We start from the raw sequence: 23,412 nt of genomic DNA, 5'->3' as shown, positions 1-23,412 counted from the left end.
GGTCACACCTGTAGAATGGAAGAAACGAGAAGCTGCGTGTAAGGCGCGCGCGGATCGTCGAGTACGCGGTCGGTGAGACCGCTTTCAACGACGCGGCCGTCCTTCATCACCATCATGCGCTGCGACAGAAGCCTGGCCACCGCGAGGTCATGGGTGACGACGATGGCGGCGAGGCCGAGATCGGTGACCAGTCCGCGCAGCAGATCGAGCAGGCGCGCCTGCACAGAGACGTCGAGGCCGCCGGTCGGCTCGTCCATGAACACCAGCCTCGGCCCGGTCACCAGGTTGCGGGCGATCTGCAGGCGCTGGCGCATGCCGCCGGAAAAGGCGCGCGGCTCGTCGTCGATGCGGTCCTCGTCGATCTCGACGCGCGACAGCCAGTCGACGGCGGTGGCGCGGATTTTTCCATAATGGCGATCGCCGACCGCCATCAGCCGCTCGCCGACATTGGCGCCGGCCGATACCGTCATGCGCAGGCCGTCGGCCGGGTTCTGGTGGACGAACCCCCAGTCGGTGCGCATCAGGAAGCGGCGCTCGGCCTCGCTCATGCGGTAGAGCTCGCGGAACTGGCCGTCGCGCATGCGGTAGCTGGCGGTGCCGGAGGAAGGCAACATCCGTGTCGACAGGCAGTTGAGCAGCGTCGTCTTGCCCGAGCCGGACTCGCCGACGACAGCCAGGACTTCGCCTGGCCAAAGATCGAAGGTAACGTTCTCGCAGCCGACGCGCGAGCCGTAGAATTTGGACAGCGCCGAGACGCGCAGCAGCGGTTCGTCGGTCATTGCGCCGGCTCCAATTTTTCCGGGGTAGAATGGGTTTCCGAGATTTCCGGGGCAAGATGGCCGCGATGGCCGTCAGCGCGCCGCTTCTCGCAATGATCGGTGTCGGAGCAGACGAACATGTGGCCGCCATGGTCGTCGAGGATGACCTCGTCGAGATAGACATTCTCGGCCGCGCACAGCGCGCAGGGCTGGTCGAAGGTCTGGACCTCGAACGGATGATCCTCGAAGTCGAGGCTGACGACATCGGTGAAGGGCGGCACGGCATAGATGCGCTTTTCGCGACCGGCGCCGAACAATTGCAAGGCCGGCGAGCGGTGCATCTTGGGATTGTCGAACTTCGGCGTCGGCGACGGGTCCATGACATAGCGGCCCTCGACCTTGACCGGATAGGCATAGGTGGTGGCGATGCGGCCGTGTTTGGCGATATCCTCGTAGAGCTTCACATGCATGAGGCCATATTCCTCCAGCGCATGCATCTTGCGCGTCTCGGTCTCGCGCGGTTCGAGGAAGCGCAGCGGCTCGGGGATCGGCACCTGATAGACCAGCACCTGGCCGGCGCTGAGCGGATGCTCGGGGATGCGGTGGCGGGTCTGGATGATCGTGGCGGTCGCCGTGTCGGTGGTGACGGCGACATTGGCGACCTTTTTGAAGAAGGCGCGGATCGAGACCGCATTGGTGGTGTCGTCGGCGCCCTGGTCGATGACCTTCAGCACATCGTCAGGGCCGATGATCGAGGCGGTGACCTGCACGCCGCCGGTGCCCCAGCCATAGGGCATCGGCATTTCGCGCGACGCGAACGGCACCTGATAGCCGGGGATGGCGATGCCCTTCAGGATCGCCCGGCGGATCATCCTTTTGGTCTGCTCGTCGAGATAGGCGAAGTTGTAGGTGGCGATGTCGGTCATGGCGATCACGTCCGCTCTGTGGTATGGATTTGGCATCCAGGACGCGGGAGAAGACCCTGATGGACTCGACCGGTTGGATGCATGTTGGCGTGCTGTTGCTGGTGTTCGCCGCAGTTGCGGCCTTCGCGCTGCGGAAGATGTTTCTCCCCGCGCCAAAGGAAAGCGCGAGTGGTGAGGCTATCACTGGCAGCAAAGAGTGGAACGAGGCGCTGAATGGCCACCACAGCGCTGGTCATGGTGGCAGCGGAGACGGCTGAAATCATTCCGCCGCCTCCCGCTTGTCCTCGGCCGCCCTATCCGCATTTTCCCGCGCCTCGTATTCGGCGCGCATGCGGCGCACCAAATCGAGCTCGGCCTGGAAGTCGACATAGTGCGGCAGTTTCAAATGTTCGACGAAGCCGGTCGCCTGGACATTGTCGGAGTGTGAGATGACAAATTCCTCGTCCTGCGCGGCGGCCACGACATCCTCGCCGAGTTCGGTTGCCCGCAACGCGCGGTCGCAGAGCGCCATGGCCATCGCCTTGCGCTCGCTCTGGCCGAAGACCAGGCCATAGCCGCGGGTGAATTGCGGCGGCGCCTTGGCCGAACCCTTGAACTGGTTGACCATCTGGCATTCGGTGACGCGAACGCTGCCGAGCGGCACGGCGAAAGGCAGCTCCGGCACGTCGAGCTCCAACTCGACCTCGCCGATACGGACCTCGCCGACAAAGGGGTGGTTGCGGGCATAGCCGCGCTGGGTGGAATAGCCGAGCGCCAGCAGGAACCCTTCGTCGCCACGTGACAGCGCCTGCAGCCGGATGTCGCGCGCCATCGGAAATTCCAGTGGCTCGCGGGTGATGTCGCCGGGGACATGATCCCCAGGCATCTCTCCATCCGGCTCGATCAAGCCTTCGCGGGCGAGGATCGCCGAGACACGCGGCATCGCCTCCGCCTCGCCGGCGCGTTGCAAAGGTTCGGCGACTTCGGCGCCGGCGGCAAGCTCGGGGTCGAGCAGCCGGTGCGTGTAGTCGAAGGTGGGCCCAAGCAACTGGCCACCGGGCAGGTCCTTGTAGGTTGCCGACACGCGCCGCTCGACCAGCATGGCGCCGGTGTCGATGGGATTGCCGTAGCCGAAGCGCGGCAACGTGGTGCGGTAGGCACGCACCAGAAAGATCGCCTCGATCATGTCGCCGCGCGCCTGGACGATGGCGAGTGCGGCCAACTCGCGATCATAGAGCGAGCCTTCGCTCATCACCCGGTCGACGCCGAGCGCCAACTGCTCGACGATCTGGTCGAGGCGCAGTGCCGGGACCGAACGGTCGCCGCGCCGGCGGTCAGCGAGCAGGCTGTGGGCATTGGCGATAGCGGCCTCACCGCCTTTTACCGCGACATACATTTTTACGCCTCCATCGTCTTGATGCGCGTCGTTCGCGGCAGGCAGGCGACGCCGTCGGGCGCTGCCAGAATGATGTCGACGCCGCGCGGAAAGCGCCCGATGTTCTGCTTCCACTGTTCGACGAAATGCCGCGGCATCTGCGCCGGCGCGATGGTCGCGCTGGTTTCGATGCCGGGACCTTCGAGCAGCAGCGGGGCGCCGGAGGTGAGGTCGCTGACCCGCAGGATCAATGTCGTCGAGCGATCGGGATAGTCCTGCGTGCCCTGCGAGAAACCGTCGAGGGCTGCCATCTCCGCAGGGTTGGCGATCACAGCGAAATGCGCATCGGCTGGCGTGTTGGCGAGCGGCGCGCCGGTGTGGAAGCCAAGCCAGGATTTCACCGCCGCGGACCCCTGCAGAGCAGGGTCGAGCCAGAGTGGGGTATCGTTGTCGCACAGCGCCAGCGCGATGGCGCCGGCGGTCGCCGACAGCGGCGCCGGCGGCAGGGTGAAGGCCGGCAAAGGCTGCACGCTGCCCGGTCGCGCCATGGCGTCCATGACCGCGCGGAAGACGGTCTGGGCGTTGAACACAGGATCGGCGAAACCGCCGTCGATCGATTGGGCTGCGATATCCATCAGTCTTCTCCGCGCACCATGGTGAAGAAATCCACTTTCGTAGCCGCCGTCTCGGCGCGGCGTTTTTCGCGCGCCTCGGTCTGGGCCGCCCGCAGCGGCGCGACCAGGGCGGTCTCGACCGTCTGGCGCTGCGCAGGGTCCTGCCAGAGCGCGTCGACGATCGCCGCCAGCTTCGCCTTCTTCCGGTCGCGGCCGAGCATGTAGCTGTGGCCGACCTGCCCGCTCGGCAGCCGCACGGTGGCGCGGGTGACCGTCGCCTCGCCGACATTGAAGGGCGCGCCGCCACCGCCGATGCGGCCGCGCACGGTGACCAGGCCGGTTTCCGGTCCGCGCAGAAGCTCGGCTTCCGAGGTCAGGCCGGCCTCGTTCCAGAGCCGGGCGATATCGCCGCCGCTGGCCTGCGCCAGCGTCGCCATGACGGCTTTGCGCTCGGCCCGGTCGCGCGCTTCCTGTCCTCGCATGCAGCAACTCCCTGACTATGCAAAATTTGTCTAGTGATATAGACAACTATACAAATTATACCTATTATCTAACCCGTGTCCATGACGGGTGAATGACAGGGCGTGATCGGGGGCAAGAATGGCCGGGCATAAGATGGTGAGCAGTATTGAACGGCGCAGCGGGGTCTCGCTGTGGCGGCAGATCGCCGACCAGATCCTGCATTCGATTGCCGCTGGCGACTTTGCCGAGAATGCCGTGCTGCCGCCGGAGGTGGCGTTGGCCGAACGCTACGGCGTCAATCGTCACACGGTGCGCAGCGCCATATCAGCCTTGGTGCAGGACGGCGTGCTTCGAGCCGAACAGGGACGCGGCACATTTGTGCTGTCGCGCAAACGGCTGTCCTATCCGATCGGCGCGCGGACGCGGTTTTCGACGGGCCTGCAAGGACAGACGTCGGAACGGCATATCGTGCTGCTTACATCAGTGGTCGAGCCGGCCAGCCAGCGCGTCGCCGAGGGGCTTGGCCTTGCCAGGGGCATCGAGGTGATCCGGCTGGAGACGCGCGGCGAAGCCGATGGACGGCCGGTGTCGCGCGCTGCCAGCTGGTACGAAGCAAAGCGTTTCGCCGGCATCGAGAAGGCGATGGCCGAGACAGGATCCATCACCGCTTCGCTCAAGCGCTTCGGCATCGACGATTATCTCCGGCAGTCGACTGTTCTGTCCGCGCGCCACGCCGATGCCGCCGACCTCGCCGATCTCGATCTGCAGCCGGGCGCCATCGTGCTGGTCGCCACCGCTGTCAATGTCACGCCGGACGGTCAGCCGATCCAGTTTGCCGAAACGCGGTTTCCGGCCGAGCGGGTGGAGTTGAAGCTGTCGGCACTGTGACCAAGGGCTCGAGACGGTAAGCTATCCCACCTCGATCACCGCCTTGATCAGGCCGGATTTCTCATGCGCCCAGCGAGCCAGATCGCGCGGCGTGCCGGCGAGCGTGGTGCGATGGGTGACGAGTTTGGCCAGAGGCACGGCACCGTTGCGGATCGAGGCGGCGACATGGTCGAAGTCGGCGCTCAGCGCGTTGCGGCTGCCGACCAGCGTCATCTCGCGCTTGTGGAATTCCGGATCGGAAAAGACGATGTCGTCCTTGACGACGCTGACCAACACCAGCGTGCCGCCATGCGCGACGTGGGCAAAGGCGGACTGCACCGAGGCGGTGTTTCCGGTGGCGTCGAAGACGACGTCGAAACCCTCGCCGCCGGTTGCCTCGCGAACCAACTCAGCGGCGTTTTTTTTCGAAACATCGAGGATGGCGAATCCGAGTTCGGCTTGAGCAAAACTCAGCCGCTCGCTGCTCATGTCGAGCAGGCTGACGTCGAGCCCGGCGATACCGGCGAAGATGGCCGTGCCGAGCCCGATCGGGCCGGCGCCGATCACCAGCGTGCGGGCGTCCGGTTCGGCGCGGGCGCGGCGAACGGCATGCGCGCCGATGGCGAGGAATTCGACAGCGGCGGCGTCCGCCAACGACAGGCCGTTGGTCGGATAGAGATTTTGTGCCGGGACAAGAATTTGCTCGGCCATGGCGCCGTCACGATGGACGCCGAGCACCTCGATCTTGACGCAGCAATTGGGCTTGCCGTGCCGGCAGGCGATGCATTTGCCGCACGCGAGATAGGGGTTGATGACGACCGGTTCACCGATGGCCAGATCAACGCCTTCGCCGGCCTCGACGACGGTGCCCGACACCTCGTGGCCCATGATGCGGGGGTAGGCGAGGAACGGGTGCTTGCCCTCGAAGATGTGGTAGTCCGTGCCGCATATGCCGACATGGCTGACCGCGACCAGCGCCCAACCCGCAGGCGGCGCGCCGGGTGCGGCGCGATCTTCCAGGACAAGATCGCCGGGCGAGCGGCAGATAACGGCTTTCATTCAGCAATTCCAGTGTTCAAAAGGGCGCCGGTCCGTCGAGCGGACCGGCGCAGTCAGGGAGGATTATTTGCCGCGACGGCGCAGGCCGTCGAAGTAGACGATGACGATGATCAGCACGCCGGTGATGATGCGCTGCCAGAAGGCGTTGACGTTGAGCAGGTTGGCGCCGTTGTTGATGGTGGCGAGGATGAAGGCGCCGAGCAGCGGTCCGTGCACCGAGCCGACGGCGCCGAACAGCGAGGTGCCGCCGATCACTGACGAAGCGATCGCCTGCAGCTCCCAGCCCTCGGCCTGGGTCGGGTTGCCGATGCCGATGCGCGAGGCGAGCAGCACGCCGACGAATGCCGCGCACAGGCCCGACAGGGTGTAGGCCATGAAGATCGTGCGCTGGACGTTGACGCCGGACAGGCGCGAGGCCTCGGCATTGGAGCCGACCGAAAAGAGATAGCGGCCCCAGCGGCTGTGATGCAGGAAGATGTAGGCCGGGATGCCGACCAGGATCACCATCCAGAACAGGTTGGGGACGCCGAGGAAGGAGTTGCGCGAGAACTCCTGGAATGGGTCGTTGTTGATCGAGATCGAGTTGCCGTTGGTCATCAACAGGCCAATACCGCGCAGCGAGGTCAGCGTCGCCAGCGTGATGATGAAGGGCGGCAGGCCCATCTTGACGATGCCGAAGCCGTGGAACAGGCCGATGGCGACGCCGACCAGCAGGGTGAGCAGAACGGCGAGGAAGACCGGGACGCCGGCATTGATCAACATCGCGGCGATGACGGTGGCGAAGCCGACCACCGCGCCGACAGACAGATCGATGCCGCCGGTGATGATGACGAAGGTCTGGCCGACAGCCAAAATGGCGATCATCGAACCCTGACGCAAAAGGTTTGAGATGTTGTTGGCTGAGGCGAAGCTTGACGTCGCCAGCGACAGGACAACCCATAGCAGAACCAGCAGCGCCAGCAGCGTCAGTCCGAACAAGGCGTTGTAATTGCGTTTCGGTCTTTCGACAGCGGCTGCTTCGGTGCTCATGTCTGTCCTCCCAGCTTTTCTTGTTTCTCGGCGAGCGCCTGTGTGAGAATTTCCTCGTGGTCGGCGGTGCGGAAGCCGTGCGTGGCGACAAGCTTGCCGCGCCGGAACACGTGCAGCGTGTCGGCCAGTTCATAGACTTCCGGCAGATAGGACGAGATCAGGATGATGCCGGCGCCCTTCGACAGCAGCGCGCCGAACAGACGGTAGATCTCGGCCTTGGTGCCGACATCGACGCCGACCGTCGGCTCGTCGAAGATGAACAGCTTGGCGCCGTGCGCCAGCCATTTGCCGATGACGATCTTCTGCTGGTTGCCGCCCGACAGGCTGGACGCCAGCGCATGACGCGTCGGCGTCTTGATCCTGAGGTCGGCGATCTGGCGGTCAGCCTCGGCCTTCTCCTTCGCGCCGGAGATCAACAGGTTGCTGGAGATGCGTTTGTAGATCGGCAGATTGAGGTTCATCCCGACCGGCAGGTTCAGGCACAAGCCCTGGTCGCGGCGGCTTTCCGGCGCCAGCGCCATGCCGAGTTTTATCGCGTCATGCTCGGAATTGATGTGGACCGGCTTGCCTTGCCACAGGACCTCGCCGGCCGACTTCTTGTGGCGGCCATAGAGCGTGGTGACGAACTCGCTGCGGCCGGCACCGATCAGGCCGTAGAGCCCGACGATCTCGCCCGCGCGCACAGTCATGGAGACATTCTCGAAGCCTTTGCCCGACAGGTTCCTCGTCTCGACGATCGCAGCGCCCGGGGAAAAATGCTCCTTGTGGTAGACCTGCTCGATCGAGCGGTTGATCATCAGCTTGACCAGCTCGGCGTCGTTGGTCTCGGCAATGTTGCGGGTGCCTACCAGCGTGCCGTCGCGCAGCACGGAGACGCGGTCGGCGAGCTCGAAGACCTCTTCCATGCGATGGCTGATATAGATGATGGTGACGCCTTCTCCCTTAAGCCGGCGGATCAGCGTGAACAGCTGGTCGGCCTCCTTGCGGGTGAGGTAGGCGGTCGGCTCGTCGAAGATCAGGAATTTTGTGCCGCGAACGGTGGCGCGGGCGGCGGCGATCAGCTGCTGCTGACCGATGGTGAGGTCACCCAGCATGACATGCGCCGGCAGATCGAAGCCGAGGCCGTCGATGATCTCCTGCGCTTCCCTGACCATGGCGCGCTGCTGCAGGATGCCGAAGCGCGAATTCTCCTCGCCGAGGAACATGTTGGCGGCGACGGTGAGGTGGCGGCAGAGCACCACTTCCTGGTGCACGGCATTGATACCGAGCGCCATCGCCTCATGTGGCGTAGCGAGCGCTGCCGGCTTGCCCTCCCAGATGACATCGCCGGAGGTGCGCGGCATGACGCCGGTCAGAAGCTTGATGAGGGTCGATTTTCCGGCGCCGTTCTCGCCGACGATAGCGTGGATCTCACCGGCCTTGAAAGCAAGGTGCACCGGCTTCAGCGCATGCGTGCCGGGATAGCGCTTTTCCAGCCCATGCAGTTCGAGGATCGTCCTGCCGGGTTCCAGCGTTGGGGCCGGGTGCAGTTCCTGCGCCGTCGACGTCATGACAATCCTCCCAGATTGGTCTTGCGGTTGGGCACGCAGCGATGCGGGGCATCGTCAAGGCATTCGGCCGGCCTCTATGGGGCCGGTGAGGGATGTTTCCGGGGCCGCGAAGCCCCGGAAACGATACTTGTCGAGCTGCTTAGTTGAGCTTCGGGTTGAGCAGCGCGTCGATCTTCGGATCCTTCATATTGTCCTTGGTAACCAGATTGGCGCCGGTGTCGACATTGGCCTCGACGTTCTCACCCTTGGACGCCGCGAGCGCGGTCTTGATGCCGTCATAGCCCATCCGGTAGGGATCCTGGACGACGAGGCCGGAGATGACGCCGTCATTGAGGAACTTGATCAGCTTCTCGTCGCTGTCGAAACCGATCAGCGCGACCTTGCCGGCAAGGTTGTTCTCGGCGATCGCCTGGCCAACGCCCTGCGCCATGATCAGGTTTGACGCGAAGATGCCCTTCAGGTCAGGATTGGCAGTGATCAGGTCGGTCGCGATGTTGAGGCCGGTGGTAGCCTGGCCGTCGGCGTATTTGTCGGCGATCAGTTCGAGGCCGGGATATTTGGCCTTGAGCTGTTCCTTGAAGCCCTGCGCGCGCTGTTCGAGCGAGCCGGCGCCGGGAAGCGCGGTGATCAGCGCAACCTTGCCCTCGACCTTGCCGCCGTTGGCGGCGCCGATCGCGGCGGCGAGACCGTCAGCTGCGACGCGGCCGCCCTGCACGTTGTCGGTGGTCAGGAACGAGGTGAAGGCTTTGGAGTCGGCGCCGGAGTCGATGCCGATGACCTTGACCTTGGCCGCGGCCTCGTCGATCGGCTTGCCGAGCGCCTTGGCTTCGGTCGGCGCAATGACGACGGCGGCCGGGTTGCCGGCGACGGCGTTCTCGAGGATCGAGATCTGGCCGTTGACGTCGGTTTCAGCCTGGGCGCCGAGCTCCGGCACATTGACGCCGAGATCCTTGCCGGCCTTGCGGGCGCCGGCCAGGACGATCTGCCAATAGAAGGACGTGGTGTCCTTGACGATGATCGGAATGGTCACATCCGCCGCCGAAGCCGGCGCCGTGTGCAGCGCGCCGGCAAGCATCGAGGCGGCTGCAAGCGCGACAAGTGAGCGGCGGTTGAGAATGCTGGTCACGAATTTCATTAGGAATCCTCCCTAGATCGCCCGGTGAAGGTTACGGAAGCTCCATTCGGATAGGCGTGGCCCAAACGGAACTTTATCAATAAAAAACAGTTGCCGCTTTTTGATAGTGCATCGACCCAGCCGACGCAAGCGGTGTTTCACATCGGCCTGCACATGGCTCAGCGGCGAAGAAAGTCTCCTTACCGATCCTCTGTGGCACGTTCCGGCGCTCCCGATCCTCCATCACCGTCATGGAATATTAATTCCACAACTCAGTCAATATGGAATGTTCATTCTTTCTTGAGAATCGCGTGATCGTGGCTTTTCGTCAGCCGAGCTCCTGCACGATGGTGTAGGGAGCGTAGCGGGCGAATTCCGTTTGCGGCACCTTGATGTCGAACAGGTCGAGATTGCGTGTCAGATTGGCGGCTTTGGCCGTTCCGGTCAGCACGCTGGCCACGACAGGTTCGTGCAGTGGAAACTGCAACGCCGCCGCCGCCAGCGGATAGCCGCCCTCATCAGCGATTTTCTCCATCGCGCCGACACGCTCGAGTATGTCCTGCGTCGCCGGCGCATAGTCGAAATGGGCGCCATGCACCGGCCCGGTCGCCAGGATGCCGGAGTTGAAGACGCCGCCGATGATCAGCGAGGTCTGGCGCTCACGGCAAAGCGGCAGCAGCTCGGCCTCGGCCGAGCGGTCGAGCAGCGAATAACGGCTGGCGAGCAGGATGCAGTCGAGCGGCGCTTCGCGCAGAACGTCGAGGCAGATTTGCACCTCGTTGACGCCGAGCCCGTAGGCGGAAATGACGCCGGACGATTTCAGCTCTTCCAGTGCCTTCAGGCCGCCATCCATCAGCTGGCGAAAGTGCAGCTTCGTCTTCTCGACGCCGTGCGTATAGGCGCCGATGTCGTGGACAAACAGGATGTCTATCCGGTTTAGCCCGAGCCGCGCGTAGGAGAACTCGACCGAGCTCATGATACCGTCATAGGAATAGTCGTAGTCGAGCGCGAAAGGCAGCGGGTCGACATAGGAGTGATCGGGAACCTGGTCTTCCGGCACGGGACGGAACAGCCGTCCGACCTTGGTCGACAAGACATAGGAATCCCGCGGCTTGTAGCGCAGGAAATCGCCGGTCCGACGTTCCGACAGGCCAAAGCCATAGAAGGGCGCGGTGTCGAAATAGCGCAGGCCGGCCTCCCAGGCGGTCTGCAGCGTTTCCATCGCCGCCTCGCGCGGGCAGGCCCGGTAGAGACCGCCGATCGCCGCACCGCCAAAACTTATCTCGGTGACCTCGAGCGCAGTCGTGCCGATGCGGCGTTTGTTCATCCGAAGCCTCCCCAATGCATTTCGCCATTTCAACGGCGGACTGTTTTGACGCAATTCCGGACGGAAAACCGATTACACTTTTACTGGAATTGCTCTGCGGGCTGTCTTTTGCGGCCCATGTTTTTTCGGTGTTTACAGCGTGGCGCCGAGGTGCCACGGCACGAATTCGTTGTCGCCGTAGCCGAACGCCTCGCTCTTGGTCTTGCGGCCCGACGCCGTCTCGACGATCAGCTCGAAGAGCTCGCGGCCCATGCCGGCGATGGTCTTTTCACCCGAAGCGATGACGCCGCAATTGACGTCCATGTCCTCTTCCATCTGGTGATACATGGTCGAGTTGGTGGCGACCTTGATCGAGGGCGTCGGCCGGCAGCCGAAGCAGGAGCCGCGGCCGGTGGTGAAGACGATGATATTGGCGCCGCCGGCCACCTGGCCAGTCGCCGAGACGGGGTCGTAGCCTGGCGTGTCCATGAACACCAGGCCGCTGCCGGTGACCTTCTCGGCATAGCCGAAGACGCCGTTGAGAGGCGTCTGGCCGCCCTTGGCGACCGCGCCCAGCGACTTTTCCAGAATGGTGGTCAGGCCGCCGCGCTTGTTGCCGGGCGAAGGGTTGTTGTCGATCGACGCGCCATGCTTGGCGACATGCTCTTCCCACCATTTGATATAGCCGTCGAGCTTGGCGGCGATTTCAGGCGTCGCCGCGCGATAGGCGAGCAGATGCTCGGCGCCATAAATCTCCGTGGTTTCGGACAGGATGCCGATGCCGCCAACGCCGGCCAGGATGTCGACTGCCGCACCCAGCGCCGGATTGGCCGTGATGCCCGACATACCGTCGGAGCCACCGCATTGCAGACCGACGACGATCTCGCTGACCGGGATCGGCTCACGCTGCAATGTACCGACTTCCTCGGCGATTTCCGCCAGCACGCCCATCGCCTTTTCCACCGATTTGCGCGACCCGCCGGCGTCCTGGATGTTGAAATGGCGTTTTCCGGCCGCAGCACCCTTCTGGCCGTAAAGGGTAAGCTGGTTGACCTCGCAGCCGAGGCCGACCATCAGCACGCCGCCGAAGTTCGGATGGCGGGTATAGCCAGCGAGCGTGCGGTGCAGCACCATCATGCCGTCACCGGTGCCGCTCATGCCGCAGCCCTGGCCGTGGACGATCGGCACGAAGCCGTCGATCCCCGGATATTTCGGCAACAGCACACGATTGGCCTCATCGGCAATGGCGTGGCAGACGGTAGCCGAGCAATTGACGCTGGCTATGATGCCGATGAAGTTGCGGGTGCCGGCACGGCCGTCGGCGCGGCGATAGCCCATGAAGGTTCTGATACGGTCGGCTTCCGTCGCGTGTTCGGCCTCGCTTGGCGGCACCACCGGCAGGCGGCCGCTCTCGAAAACCAGATTGTGCGAATGGACGTGGTCGCCGGGCGCGATGTCTATCGTGGCGCGGCCGATGGCCTGGGCATACTTGACCACCGCCTCGCCGGCGGCGATAGGCTTGATCGCCACCTTGTGGCCGGGCTCGATCAAGGCCGTGGCAACGGCGCCGCCGGGAAGCGCGGTGCCGATCTCGATGCGGCCATTGGCGACCGCGACATTGTCGGCGGGGGACAGAAGAATGCTGTTCGAGGCGTTCACGGGCAGTTTCCTGGGTCTGTTCCTGGGGGATGCGCGGATTGACACGCGTCTGTTTACATATAATGTCTTTTATCGGGAAAAAACATTTTTGCGTCAATTGTTTTTTCAGGGGGAGAGACCATGCATCCGATGGACGCGTGGGTTGTAGGAAGCCGCGTCTGACACGCACAGCGTTTTGCTTTGCTGGGTCAGGCGCGAGGACATGGTGATATCGCGCTTCAAGCCAGCCACAGCAAGCGCCGGCGCGCAACGGGGCAGGGATGTCGAAGAGCAACAACGTTTACAAGGACGCCTATAACAGAGGTCTGCGGCTGCTCGATGAAACGCAGAGCCTGCCGTCGGAACCGGAGCTTGGCACTATGCTCGGCGTCAGCCGCACCACGGTGCGCACCATCCTGGCGCGCATGGAAGAGACCGGGCTGATAGCGTGGAACAAACGCAGCAAGACAGTGCTCAGGGCGCCGAAGCCGGATGATTTCTTCCCCGAGGAGGAAACCGACACGCTGGCCCAGATCATCGAGCGCTCGTTCATGCGCAGGCTGCTCGCCGGCGGCGCCGAGGCCGGCATGCAGATCAATGAGCTCGAGCTGGCGCGCGAGATCGGCGTCGGCACCACCAGCGTGCGCGAATTCCTGATCCGGTTCTCCCGCTTCGGCCTGATCGAGAAACGGCGCAACAGCCACTGGGTCCTGAAGGGCTTTACGCGAGCCTTTGCGCTGGAACTGACCGAAATCCGCGAAATGTTCGAGATACGCTCGGCGGCAGCCTTTGCCGCCTTGCCGCAGGACAGTCCGGTCTGGGCCGACCTCGACCGGCTGGAGGACGAGCACCGGCTTCTGGCCAGCGAGATCGCCACTCGCTTCAACGAATTCTCCGAGCTCGACGAGCGTTTTCACCGGTTGATCCACCGCGCCTCGCACAACCGCTTCATCGTCGATTTCTATGACGTCATCGCCATGATCTTCCACTACCACTACCAGTGGAACAAGGCGCAGGAGCGCGAGCGCAACGAAGTCGCGGTCGGCGAGCATCTCGCCTATATCGCGGCGCTGAAATCGCGCGATCTCGGCAAGGTCGATGTCGCCTGCCGCAAGCATCTGAAGTCGGCGCGCCACACGCTGCTGACCTCCATCCCGGAGATCGGCGGCCGCATCGTTGCCTGAGCGCGCGACGCGCCCAGGCGTCTTGCCTATGCAAGTCGTTATCCCAAGACCGTTGCGCACCCCCGGGTCGAGCCCGAGGGCATGCTTTTGGGCGACATGCATTGAACGCGCCGCGTTGCCGCAGCGATGATTTGGCGATTTTCCGGCTGCGAGTCGCGTGCTAGGTATTTGCCGTTGCTGCGTGAAGAGGCAGGTCTTTGAACATCCGGCGTAAGAGATGGAGCATGACGGCCGCGTTTGTCGCGGCCTGTGTGTTGCTGCTCCAGTCGACGCTCGGCGCGTTCGCTTTCGGCGCGGCGCCGGGCGCCTCGCAACTCGATGCCTTCGGCAATGTCATCTGCACCCATGAGGGGGCGGTCAAGCGTCCCGGTGGCGATCCGCACCCACAGCATATGCCGGCATGCTGCATGCCTGGCTGCAGCATGGTGTCAGCTGCCTATGCGCCGCCACCGGGTGTCGGCATAGGGCCGGTCAGCCTGTCCTTTGAATCGGTCGCCTTTGTCGTTCCGGTAGCCAGGCATCTGGACTTCACACGCGAGCGTTCTCCGGCCAATCCACGCGCGCCGCCGCTTACCGTCTGAAAACTGCCTCGCGTAACTTGCGCGAGCGACAATCATCCAATGATCGACATCGTTTGCGACCGGCAACGGCGCGACCTCACATCCATGGAGCCTAGCCATGTCCCGTTTTCTTCGTGCCACCGCGTCGCGCTGCACGCATTTCCTCCGCACACTCGAGCGCCGTCTTGGCGGCGCCGTCTTCGCCTTCGCCTTGTTGTTCGTCGGCGCCCATTCCGTCCTTGCGCATGAATTCAAGGCCGGCGACATCGAGATCGAGCATCCCTGGTCGCGCGCCACGCCGGCGGGCGCCAAGGTCGCCGGCGGCTACTTCACCATCGTCAACAAGGGCAGCGCGCCGGACCGGCTGCTGTCGATTTCCTCCGATATCTCGGCAAAAGCCGAACTGCATGAAATGGGGGTGAAGGATGGCGTCATGACCATGCGCCCGGTCGAGGGCGGCCTTGAAATCCCGGCGGGCGGCAAGGTCACGCTGGGTCCCGGCGCCTACCACATCATGTTCATGGATATGAAGCAGCCGCCCAAGGAGGGCCAGATGTTTGCCGCCACGCTCACTTTCGAGAAGGCCGGAACGGTGAACGTCGAGTTCGCCGTGCAAGCCATCGGCAGCGCACCGCCCCAGGAAGACAACGACTGACCAATTGTTGCCAAGCGATTTTTCGAGAGGGACCATCATGAACAAGTATCTTTTGTCGGCCGCTGCATGTCTCGTCCTGGGGACAAGTGCCGCCTTCGCCCATATCACGCTCGAAACCCAGGAGGCGCCCGTCGGCTCGACCTACAAGGCCGTGCTGCGCGTGCCGCATGGCTGCGACGGTAAGGCGACGACTGCCGTGCGAGTGCAGATACCGGAAGGGGTCATCGCGGTGAAGCCGATGCCGAAGCCGGGCTGGACGCTGCAGGTCAAGAAGGGCAAATACGAGAAGTCCTACCAGCTCTATGGCGAGGCGGTGACGTCGGGCGTGAAGGAGGTCGACTGGAGCGGCGGCAGCCTGCCTGACGAATTTTATGACGAGTTTGTCTTCCGCGGCACGCTGGCCCCCGATCTGCCGGCCGGTCAAAAACTCTATTTTCCGGTGGTGCAGGAATGCGATGGCGCCACTACGCGTTGGATAGAGATTCCGGCGGCTGGTCAGGATGAGGATGCGCTGGAAGATCCGGCGCCCGGCCTCAACCTGCTGCCCAAGAAGTGATGCATTGGTGGCGCGCTGCTTCGAAGCGGCGCGCCGCTGTTTGGTGGATGGCATGAGCGTGGCCTGTTTCCAGCGGATAGGGCGGACAGTCGGCAGGTGCCTCGGCCTGCTGGTTGCGATCCTGCTGCTTGCCGTCCTCGCTACGCCAAACCAGGCCCTTGCCCATGCGGCGCTGATCAAGGCCGAGCCGGCCGACGGGGCGGTGCTGGAGCAGGCGCCGACGCAGTTTTCGCTGACCTTCAGCGAGCCGGTGTCGCCGCTGGTGCTGACCTTGGTGCGGCCCGACGGCTCGCCTGTTGCTCTGACCTCGTTCCGGCTCAACGACCAGACGGTCGCGATCGACAATCCGCAAACGCTCGGGCCGGGCACACATGTGCTGAGCTGGCGCGTGATTTCCGCCGACGGCCATCCGGTCGGCGGCTCCGTGCTGTTTTCCGTCGGCGCCCCAAGTGCGGCGCCGGCGGTGGCGGAGGCCGTCGACCTGGATCTGCGGTCGGCAATATGGATCGCCAAGCTTCTTCTCTACATCGGCCTTTTCCTCGGTGTCGGCGGCGCCTTCGCGCTGACCTGGCTGGCGCAAGGCGTGCGCTGGGGTCAGCGCTTCGTCATTGCCGCCATCCTGTGCGGCCTTGTCGCGGCACCCTTGTCGCTTGGTTTCCAGGGATTGGATGCGCTGGGTGCGCCGCTCGCCCGGCTGGCGCAACCGCTGATCTGGCGCACCGGCCTCGCCACCAGCTTTGGTTGGACGGTGATGATCGGGCTGGTAGCGCTCGGGCTTGGCTTGCTGTCGCTCGCCGGGCCGCGCGCCGGCGCCAAGCCGCTGGCGCTCGCCGGACTGGCCGGTGTGGGCGTAGCTCTTGCCGCCAGCGGCCATGCCAGTGCGGCCGAGCCGCAATGGTTGACGCGGCCGATGGTGTTCCTGCACGGCACCGGCATCGCCTTCTGGGCCGGAGCGCTGCTGCCGCTCGGCCTGGCGCTGAAGAGCCAATCGGCAGAGGCCGGTGTGTTCCTGCGGCGATTTTCACGCGCGATCCTGCCTGTGGTGGCAGTGCTTGCCGCCGCCGGCGTCGTGCTCGCCATCATCCAGGTGCAGGCACCGGCGGCACTGGTCGACACCGCCTATGGCCGGCTGCTGGTAATCAAGCTGGCGCTGCTGGTGTTTCTGTTCACCTTGGCGGCGGTCAATCGCTGGCGGCTCACCGCCTCCGCCGAGGCAGGCGCGACGGAAGTGCGGCGCCGGCTCACCCGTTCGATCTCGGTCGAAATGCTGATCGTGCTCCTGATCTTCGGCGTTGCCGCGGGCTGGCGCTTCACGCCGCCGCCACGGGCGCTGGCCATCGCTGCGGCACAGCCGGCGTCGATCCATATCCACACACTGAAGGCGATGGCCGATATCGATATCACGCCCGGCCATACCGGCCCAGTTGCCGCCTCCATCGTCATCATGGACGGCGATTTCGGACCGCTCGACGCCAAGGAGGTGACGCTGGTGCTGTCCAAGCCCGATTCCGGCATCGAGCCGATAAAGCGTCCGGCGACCAAGCCCGGCGACGGAACATGGCGCGTCGACAATCTCGTCATCCCGGTTCCCGGCCGCTGGACGGCGCGGCTCGATATTCTGGTTTCGGATTTCGAGGTAGTGAAGATAGAGGCGCCGATCGATATTCGCGCTGAGTGATGGCTATGTTTTCGTTTTCCGCACAAGTTGCGGGTCGCCTTGTGCAGTTCATTGGTGTTACTAATGCTTTGAGATGTTCGGGATCGGGACGGTGCCACAGATGGTTGTATCAACCCGGTCTATAGTCAAAGTGTGTTGCGGTCTTCTGGTCTTCTCGGTTGTCTGCGGATGCGATCTCACAGGTAAATCAAGCTTGACGCAGCCAAGTCTGAGCCGTGAGGAGCGTCTGAAGTTTGCCGCAGATTCCTACTTCAAAAACCAATGTAAAAAGCAGTGGGCGGTGCTTTGGCCCTTGGCGCGAGAAGGCGATGGCGAAGCCCTTTCAGAGCTTGGGTCAAGGCTCGAGATGCCTGCTTCGGATTCGGATATGAACGTTGATCCTGGAGATCGATCATTTGCCAATGTGCTTGTCATGACGATCTATGGTGCGACAGCGTCAAAACATCCTGGCAAGCCCAATCTTCACTACATCTTTGACCCTGCTCGATGGAACAAGGGCGATGTCACGGTTGTATCCATTCGTTCAGGCTCGATCAGTTATAGCTCAATCAGGCCTCCCCCTCAGGTTTTAATGACAAAGTTGAAAGATTGCCTGTCTCAGGCAAATTCCCCGGCTGCCGGCGACAGATGCGTCGCCCAGGCCAAAAAATTGGGGCTCATTCCAGACTTTTCCGAATACAGCAAAGCCATGGACGCAGTCCTGGCCACGTACCGCCCGGAGAGCTGCATTCCTCGCCCCTGGTAAGAGTATAGTACCTAACGCCGGAACGTAACCTGGCTCCCGGGAAGCCGCGCCGAGCTCCCAACGCGTTAGCGGAGTTCCTGGGCTAACCCGATGAGATGCCCCTCAGGCCCACGGATGTAGCAGAGCCGATACACGTCTTGGTAACGGACGACTTCGCCTACGAGCTGCGCGCCCCGCTTGCGGAGCCTTTCAAGGGTGTCGTCGATGTCGTCCACGGTAAACATGGCGCGGAGGTAGCCCAGAGCGTTGACCGGGGCGTTGCGGTGATCCGCGACGACAGGCGGGGTGAGGAAACGGGAGAGCTCAAGCCGGCTGTGGCCGTCCGGCGTGCGCATCATGGCAATCTCGACGCGCTGATCGACCAGTCCGGTGACACGTCCGGCCCATTCGCCTTCGATCGTCGCCCGCCCTTCGAGCTCGAGGCCGAGCTCGCGAAAGAAGGCAATCGTCTCTTCGAGGTTCTCGACGACGATTCCTACATTGTCCATCCGTTTGACTGCCATATGTCCAACGTAACGCCGTATGTTCAATCGGCAAGGCGTCACCTGGCCTCCCAACGGACACTTCCTGACTCGGCTCGACCTCAAGTCTCACGCAACACGGGTCGTCACAATTCAGCGAAGCGGTTGACGCGGCGCGAAAGGCCCGTCAATCATCGCCGCAGAACGGGCATCCCCGCAAAACGCGCCTCAACAAAAGATCCGAAAACAGGGAAGAAACGATGGAAAAAGCCGAAATCGGCCTGATCGGCCTTGGCACGATGGGCTCCAACCTGGCGCTCAACATTGCCGAGCACGGGCATCGCATCGCCGTCTTCAACCGCACCAAGGCACGCACCGACGCCTTTCTTGAAAGCGCCGGATCGCTGAGGGACATGGTTGTCCCATGCTACAGCCTGGAGGAACTCGCCGACGCCATCCGGCCGCCGCGGCCGATCATCATCATGGTGCTGGCCGGCAAGCCGGTCGATGAGCAGATCCAAGCGCTGCGCGGCGTGCTGTCGGCCAACGACATCGTCATCGATGCCGGCAACGCCAATTTCCGCGACACCATGCGGCGCTTTTCCGAGCTGTCCGGCTCGGGCCTGACCTTCATCGGCATGGGCGTGTCCGGCGGCGAGGAAGGTGCACGCCACGGCCCGTCGATCATGGTCGGCGGCACCGAAGAGTCCTGGAAGCGCGTCGAAAGTGTGCTGACGGCGATCTCGGCCAAATTCAAGGACGAACCGTGCGCTGCCTGGCTCGGCACCGACGGCGCCGGGCATTTCGTGAAAACCATCCACAACGGCATCGAATATGCCGACATGCAGATGATCGCCGAGATCTACGGCATCCTGCGCGACGGCCTCGGCATGGGGCCGAAGGAGATCGGCACCGTCTTTGAAAACTGGAACAAGGGCCGGCTCGATTCGTATTTGATCGAGATCACCGCCAAGGTTCTGGCCGCCGACGATGCAAAAACCGGCAAGCCGGTGGTCGACATCATCCTCGACCGCGCCGGCCAGAAGGGCACCGGCAAATGGTCTGTCATCGAGGCGCAGCAGCTTGGTATTCCGGCGACAGCGATCGAGGCGGCGGTTGCGGCGCGCGTGCTGTCCTCGATCAAGGACGAGCGCCAGGCGGCAGAAAAGGCCTATGGCAATATCGGCGTGACCAAGATTTCCGGCGACAAGGCGACACTTCTGAAAGACCTGGAGCTGGCGCTGCTCGCCGGCAAGATCGCCGCCTATGCGCAAGGTTTCGCGGTGATGAGCGGCGCCTCGAAGGAGTTCAACTGGAACCTGCCGATGCCGACAATCGCCAAGATCTGGCGCGCCGGCTGCATCATCCGCTCGCAGATGCTGGACACCATGGCGGAAGCCTTCGGCTCCGGCGGCGCTGCCACCAACCTTCTGATGGCGCCGGCCTTCATCGCCATGATGCAGGAGGCGCATCCGTCGCTCCGGCGCATCGTCGCCAAGGCATCGGAGGCCGGCTCGCCGGTGCCGGCACTGGCCTCGGCGCTCGCCTATTTCGACAGCTACCGCCAGGGCCGCGGCACCTCGAACCTGATCCAGGCGCAGCGTGACTTTTTCGGCGCGCATGGCTTCGAACGCATCGGCGAGCAGGGCGCCTTCCATGGACCATGGGGCAGCGGCGCGGCTGGCTAGATCATGCTCATGGTCCAGCCGGCATTGCTTGCCGGCTGGACCGGAAATACTCACCGCTCAACACGCGGCTTCCCGATCCCGGGGATGCCGCTGATCTGCTGGGCGAGAAAATCGACCAGCAGCCGGACCCGGGCAATGCCGGCGCGCTCGGGGACAATCAGCATGCTCAGCGGGACCGAGGGCAGCGTATAGTCAGGCAGGATCGCCTCAAGCCGGCCGGACGCCAGGAGATCGCCGACAAGCCATTGATGGGCAGGCGCGATGCCGCGTCCGGCGAGCAGGGCTTCGCGCGCGGCAAGTCCGTGGTCGACCCGAAGACGCCCTGCAAACGGCACGGCATGGCGCTCGCCATCCGGTCCTTGCAGGACAAGCGTGTCGCTGCCAGCGATGTTTGACATCCGGATGCCCTCGTGACCGGCCAGGTCTCGAGGACCTGCAGGCCTGCCCCGCTCAGCCAGATAGCCCGGCGCCGCCACCAGCAGACGTCGGGACTGGCCGAGCGCCCGTAACTTCATGGAACTGTCTGCGAGCGGACCCAGACGAAGCGCGATGTCGATGCCTTCTGTGACAAGGTCGACGCGCTCGTCGGTGAGGCTGAAATCGACCCCGATGTCGCGATAGCGGTCCTGAAACGCGAAGATCAGCTGGCTGACATGCAGCACTCCGATAGCCGCGGTACAGGAGAGCCGGATCGTGCCCGCGGGCGCTCCGCGCGTGCCGCGTGCCTCGTCGCTCGCCTGTTCGACAAGGCGCAGGATCTGGACGCTGTCGGCATAGTAACGGCTGCCCTCATCGGTCATCGTGACACGGCGGGTGGTCCTGCTGAGCAAAGCCACGCCAATGGCCTCCTCCAGTTCACGCAAATGCCGGGTGACTGTCGACTGACCAATCCCAAGTTCGCGCGCGACCGCTGAAAAGCTGCCCCGTTCGGCGACACGCACGAAGGTGCGCATGCGCTCCAGAGTGATGTCCGATCTATCCATTAATCGGCACAATGTTATTCATTATCAATATATAGCGGATCGTGCGGCCATTGGCTATCTCAGGGTCAACATCTTCCAATAAAGGATCGCTGAATCATGAAAGTGCTGCTTGTCTTCGCCCATCCCGAGATGCGCTCGCTGAACGGTGCGCTCCGTGACGTAGCGGTTAAGGAACTCCAGGCCCAAGGCCACGAGGTGAGGGTGTCCGACCTTTATGCCGATGGTTGGAAATCGGAGGTCGACCGCGCAGACTTCCCCGGCGTGTCGCCGGACGCGCGGCTCGTTCCGGTAGTGGCCTCAAAAAAGGCGTTCGAGGCCAATGCGCTGACTGAAGATGTCAAAACCGAGATCGAGAAGCTGCTTTGGGCCGATGCGCTGATCCTGCAGTTTCCGCTCTGGTGGTTTACCATGCCGGCGATCCTGAAGGGCTGGGTCGACCGGGTTTTTGCCTACGGCTTCGCCTATGGCGTCGGCGAACATAGCGACAAGCGATGGGGTGACCGATACGGCGAGGGCACACTCGCGGGTAAGCGAGCAATGCTGATCGTCACGGCCGGCGGTTGGGAGGAGCATTATTCTTTGCGTGGCGTCAACGGGCCGATTGACGACCTGCTGTTCCCGATCAATCACGGGATCCTTTATTATCCGGGTTACGACGTGCTTCCGCCGTTCGTGATCTACAGTGCCGACCGTTTCGACGAAGCCGGCTTCGAACCCATCGCCGAACGACTGCGCGAGAGGATGCGGACGCTTGCGACCACGGCGCCCATTCCTTATCGGCGGCAGAATGGCGGCGACTACCTGATCCCAAGCATGCGGCTTCTTGCCGAACTGGGCGATCCGGGAGCGGCAGGCTTCGAACTCCACTTGAGCCGCAAGGGCATGGCAGACTAAAGCGCGCCGCGTCGAAACGGATTCATGCCGCTTTAGGTCTTTGTTTTTATGCATGTCCAGGCGCAGCGTGACTTTTTCGGTGCGCATGGCTTCGAGCGCATTGGCGAGCAGGGCGCGTTCCACGGCCCATGGGGCAGCGGTGCGGCGGGTTAGGCTTGGCTAACCGCGGTAGGCGACGACGTCGCCCGGCTTGACCACAGTCTGCAAAGAGCCGGGTGCCGCGCCGCCTATCCAGCCCAGCACGGCGCGGGCAAGCTCGGTGCCTGCCAGGCGGAAGTCTTCGTTGACGATCAGCAACTCCCGGCGGAACAAATGCAGCAGCTCCGACGACTGTTTGGACACGACGTCGACGTCGCGGCCGAGTTTCAGGCCGGCATCCTCGATGCCGGCAACGATGGCCAGCGTTGCCGCGGCGGCGCTGCTGACGAAACCGTCCGGCCGGACGTCGCGGCGCATCAGCTGCGCGGTCCGCGTCCTGATCTGGTCGATCGACTGGTCGATTGAAACGGTGTTGAACGGCACTTCGCTGGCGTCGACCTCGCCCAGCGCATCGGCAAAGCCGTTCACCGTGTGGCCGTAATAGGTGAGCCCCACAGGCGGTGTCACCAGCGCCAGCCGGCGCCGACCGATGCCGGCCAGATGGCGCACCGCCTCGGCGGCGAAGGCGTAGTTGTCGAAGTCATGATAGGGGTGCACCAGCCCCATATCGGTGCGGCCATGCGTTGCAAAGGGAATGCCGCGCTCCAGCATGTAGCGGGCGCGTGGGTCATTGGGCTGCGTGCGCGAAATGATGACGCCGTCGGCCGAGCCGGACTCGACGAGGTACTTCACCGGATCAAGCGGATCCTGCGAGCGCGAATAGGGCGTGACGATCAGGTGATAGGGCGTGTCGGCAATGACCTCCGAGACGCCGTAGATGATGTCGGAGACAAAGCTCATGATCTCGCGCTCGGTGTTGAGCACGAGGCTGATGACATTGGTCTTGCCGGTTCTGAGGCGCACGCCGGCGCGGTTCGGCCGGTAGCCGATCTGCCTGGCGACGAGCTGGACCCGCCGCCTGGTCTCGGCGCCGATCTCGGGTGCATCCTTGAGCGCACGCGAGACGGTGGTGACGCCGAGCCCGGTCATGAAGGCAAGCGTCTTCAGCGTCGGCCGCTCATGCGCCGACGCTTCGTCGTCCTTGTCCGTCTGGTCTCTGTCCATTCGTCCCGCCCCATCAGGCGCATAGCAGCCGCAGGACCGGCCGACAATCGCTTCGATGACGATGTGGCACGGTTCTTCGCTCGCCAGACATGAATATACTGAAACGTTACAGATTGCCAATATTGCCA

The 23,412-nt window shown here is 63.6% G+C and carries 24 protein-coding genes and 1 pseudogene; 11 read left to right on the top strand and 14 right to left on the bottom strand.

Going from position 1 to position 23,412, the window contains the following annotated elements:
* Positions 1 to 2 precede the first annotated feature (2 nt).
* Together phnK and ACWGTI_RS04990 are read right to left on the bottom strand one after the other, a co-directional pair.
* Complete coding sequence (gene phnK / locus ACWGTI_RS04995) at positions 3 to 779, bottom strand: phosphonate C-P lyase system protein PhnK (protein WP_454586076.1); 777 nt, start codon at positions 777 to 779, stop codon at positions 3 to 5.
* Positions 776 to 1,684: an alpha-D-ribose 1-methylphosphonate 5-phosphate C-P-lyase PhnJ gene (locus tag ACWGTI_RS04990; RefSeq protein ID WP_454586075.1), complete on the bottom strand. Its 909-nt coding sequence runs from the start codon at positions 1,682 to 1,684 to the stop codon at positions 776 to 778. Before ACWGTI_RS04990 ends, phnK begins: the two co-directional genes overlap by 4 nt.
* A 59-nt stretch (positions 1,685 to 1,743) precedes the next feature.
* On the opposite strand from ACWGTI_RS04990, the gene ACWGTI_RS04985 reads away from it, so the two are divergent.
* Complete coding sequence (locus ACWGTI_RS04985) at positions 1,744 to 1,941, top strand: hypothetical protein (RefSeq protein ID WP_320217760.1); 198 nt, start codon at positions 1,744 to 1,746, stop codon at positions 1,939 to 1,941.
* A gap of 2 nt (positions 1,942 to 1,943) precedes the next feature.
* Here the strand turns inward: ACWGTI_RS04985 and ACWGTI_RS04980 are convergent, their stop codons facing one another.
* The 3 genes from ACWGTI_RS04980 to phnG are packed head-to-tail and all read right to left on the bottom strand — an operon-like array spanning position 1,944 to position 4,134.
* Positions 1,944 to 3,059 (bottom strand): carbon-phosphorus lyase complex subunit PhnI, encoded by a 1,116-nt coding sequence (locus ACWGTI_RS04980; protein ID WP_454586074.1) that lies wholly within the window; start codon positions 3,057 to 3,059, stop codon positions 1,944 to 1,946.
* A 2-nt stretch (positions 3,060 to 3,061) separates the two neighbouring features.
* A complete protein-coding gene (gene phnH, locus ACWGTI_RS04975; protein ID WP_454586073.1) occupies positions 3,062 to 3,673 on the bottom strand; it encodes a phosphonate C-P lyase system protein PhnH in 612 nt (203 codons plus the stop codon).
* Positions 3,673 to 4,134 (bottom strand): phosphonate C-P lyase system protein PhnG, encoded by a 462-nt coding sequence (gene phnG / locus ACWGTI_RS04970; protein WP_454586072.1) that lies wholly within the window; start codon positions 4,132 to 4,134, stop codon positions 3,673 to 3,675. The genes phnH and phnG overlap by 1 nt, the downstream gene beginning before the upstream one ends.
* A 118-nt stretch (positions 4,135 to 4,252) precedes the next feature.
* Here phnG and phnF point away from each other — a divergent pair, with 118 nt between their 5' ends.
* Entirely contained in the window at positions 4,253 to 5,002 is a 750-nt protein-coding gene (gene phnF / locus ACWGTI_RS04965; protein ID WP_454586071.1) for a phosphonate metabolism transcriptional regulator PhnF, read from the top strand.
* Between the two features lie 21 nt (positions 5,003 to 5,023).
* Here phnF and ACWGTI_RS04960 read toward each other — a convergent pair whose 3' ends face one another.
* The 6 genes from ACWGTI_RS04960 to ACWGTI_RS04935 form a co-directional block, all read right to left on the bottom strand.
* Positions 5,024 to 6,040, bottom strand: coding sequence for a zinc-binding alcohol dehydrogenase family protein (locus tag ACWGTI_RS04960; protein ID WP_454586070.1), 1,017 nt, complete (start codon positions 6,038 to 6,040; stop codon positions 5,024 to 5,026).
* Positions 6,041 to 6,103: 63 nt separating this feature from the next.
* Positions 6,104 to 7,069, bottom strand: a complete 966-nt coding sequence (locus tag ACWGTI_RS04955) for an ABC transporter permease (protein ID WP_454586069.1) — start codon at positions 7,067 to 7,069, stop codon at positions 6,104 to 6,106.
* Positions 7,066 to 8,619 carry a sugar ABC transporter ATP-binding protein gene (locus ACWGTI_RS04950; protein WP_454586068.1) on the bottom strand — a complete coding sequence of 518 codons (1,554 nt, stop codon included), beginning with the start codon at positions 8,617 to 8,619 and terminating at the stop codon, positions 7,066 to 7,068. Before ACWGTI_RS04950 ends, ACWGTI_RS04955 begins: the two co-directional genes overlap by 4 nt.
* A 139-nt stretch (positions 8,620 to 8,758) precedes the next feature.
* On the bottom strand, positions 8,759 to 9,754 hold the full coding sequence (locus ACWGTI_RS04945; RefSeq protein WP_454586067.1) for a substrate-binding domain-containing protein: 996 nt from the start codon (positions 9,752 to 9,754) through the stop codon (positions 8,759 to 8,761).
* 307 nt (positions 9,755 to 10,061) lie between these two features.
* Entirely contained in the window at positions 10,062 to 11,060 is a 999-nt protein-coding gene (locus tag ACWGTI_RS04940; RefSeq protein ID WP_454586066.1) for an aldo/keto reductase, read from the bottom strand.
* Positions 11,061 to 11,192: 132 nt separating this feature from the next.
* The gene (locus ACWGTI_RS04935; RefSeq protein ID WP_454586065.1) at positions 11,193 to 12,698 is read right to left on the bottom strand and encodes a UxaA family hydrolase; all 1,506 of its coding nucleotides are present in this window, start codon (positions 12,696 to 12,698) and stop codon (positions 11,193 to 11,195) included.
* Between the two features lie 260 nt (positions 12,699 to 12,958).
* Here ACWGTI_RS04935 and ACWGTI_RS04930 point away from each other — a divergent pair, with 260 nt between their 5' ends.
* The 6 genes from ACWGTI_RS04930 (at position 12,959) to ACWGTI_RS04905 (ending at position 18,055) form a co-directional block, all read left to right on the top strand.
* On the top strand, positions 12,959 to 13,861 hold the full coding sequence (locus ACWGTI_RS04930) for a GntR family transcriptional regulator (protein WP_454586064.1): 903 nt from the start codon (positions 12,959 to 12,961) through the stop codon (positions 13,859 to 13,861).
* 224 nt (positions 13,862 to 14,085) lie between these two features.
* On the top strand, positions 14,086 to 14,442 hold the full coding sequence (locus ACWGTI_RS04925; protein WP_454586063.1) for a DUF2946 family protein: 357 nt from the start codon (positions 14,086 to 14,088) through the stop codon (positions 14,440 to 14,442).
* A 97-nt stretch (positions 14,443 to 14,539) separates the two neighbouring features.
* Complete coding sequence (locus ACWGTI_RS04920; RefSeq protein WP_454586062.1) at positions 14,540 to 15,076, top strand: copper chaperone PCu(A)C; 537 nt, start codon at positions 14,540 to 14,542, stop codon at positions 15,074 to 15,076.
* Between the two features lie 37 nt (positions 15,077 to 15,113).
* A complete protein-coding gene (locus tag ACWGTI_RS04915; protein ID WP_454586061.1) occupies positions 15,114 to 15,632 on the top strand; it encodes a YcnI family copper-binding membrane protein in 519 nt (172 codons plus the stop codon).
* A 52-nt stretch (positions 15,633 to 15,684) separates the two neighbouring features.
* Complete coding sequence (locus ACWGTI_RS04910; protein ID WP_454586060.1) at positions 15,685 to 17,310, top strand: copper resistance CopC/CopD family protein; 1,626 nt, start codon at positions 15,685 to 15,687, stop codon at positions 17,308 to 17,310.
* A gap of 193 nt (positions 17,311 to 17,503) precedes the next feature.
* Positions 17,504 to 18,055, top strand: coding sequence for a hypothetical protein (locus ACWGTI_RS04905; protein WP_454586059.1), 552 nt, complete (start codon positions 17,504 to 17,506; stop codon positions 18,053 to 18,055).
* 65 nt (positions 18,056 to 18,120) lie between these two features.
* On the opposite strand, the gene ACWGTI_RS04900 is transcribed toward ACWGTI_RS04905, so the two are convergent.
* Entirely contained in the window at positions 18,121 to 18,558 is a 438-nt protein-coding gene (locus ACWGTI_RS04900; protein WP_454586058.1) for a VOC family protein, read from the bottom strand.
* 218 nt (positions 18,559 to 18,776) lie between these two features.
* On the opposite strand from ACWGTI_RS04900, the gene gndA reads away from it, so the two are divergent.
* Positions 18,777 to 20,204, top strand: coding sequence for an NADP-dependent phosphogluconate dehydrogenase (gene gndA / locus ACWGTI_RS04895; protein ID WP_454586057.1), 1,428 nt, complete (start codon positions 18,777 to 18,779; stop codon positions 20,202 to 20,204).
* A gap of 50 nt (positions 20,205 to 20,254) precedes the next feature.
* On the opposite strand, the gene ACWGTI_RS04890 is transcribed toward gndA, so the two are convergent.
* Positions 20,255 to 21,187 (bottom strand): LysR substrate-binding domain-containing protein, encoded by a 933-nt coding sequence (locus ACWGTI_RS04890; RefSeq protein WP_454586056.1) that lies wholly within the window; start codon positions 21,185 to 21,187, stop codon positions 20,255 to 20,257.
* 96 nt (positions 21,188 to 21,283) lie between these two features.
* On the opposite strand from ACWGTI_RS04890, the gene ACWGTI_RS04885 reads away from it, so the two are divergent.
* Both ACWGTI_RS04885 and ACWGTI_RS04880 read left to right on the top strand, forming a co-directional pair.
* Positions 21,284 to 22,081 carry an NAD(P)H-dependent oxidoreductase gene (locus ACWGTI_RS04885; RefSeq protein WP_454586055.1) on the top strand — a complete coding sequence of 266 codons (798 nt, stop codon included), beginning with the start codon at positions 21,284 to 21,286 and terminating at the stop codon, positions 22,079 to 22,081.
* Between the two features lie 54 nt (positions 22,082 to 22,135).
* A pseudogene (locus ACWGTI_RS04880) lies at positions 22,136 to 22,234 on the top strand (hypothetical protein); the annotation flags it as partial.
* Between the two features lie 6 nt (positions 22,235 to 22,240).
* Here ACWGTI_RS04880 and ACWGTI_RS04875 read toward each other — a convergent pair.
* Complete coding sequence (locus ACWGTI_RS04875; RefSeq protein ID WP_454586054.1) at positions 22,241 to 23,284, bottom strand: LacI family transcriptional regulator; 1,044 nt, start codon at positions 23,282 to 23,284, stop codon at positions 22,241 to 22,243.
* Positions 23,285 to 23,412: the final 128 nt, after the last annotated feature.

The sequence above is a fragment of the Mesorhizobium sp. ArgA1 genome (genome assembly GCF_053714375.1).
The sequence above is the reverse complement of the archived record's forward strand: the minus strand, read 5'-3'. Positions and strand labels throughout refer to the sequence as shown.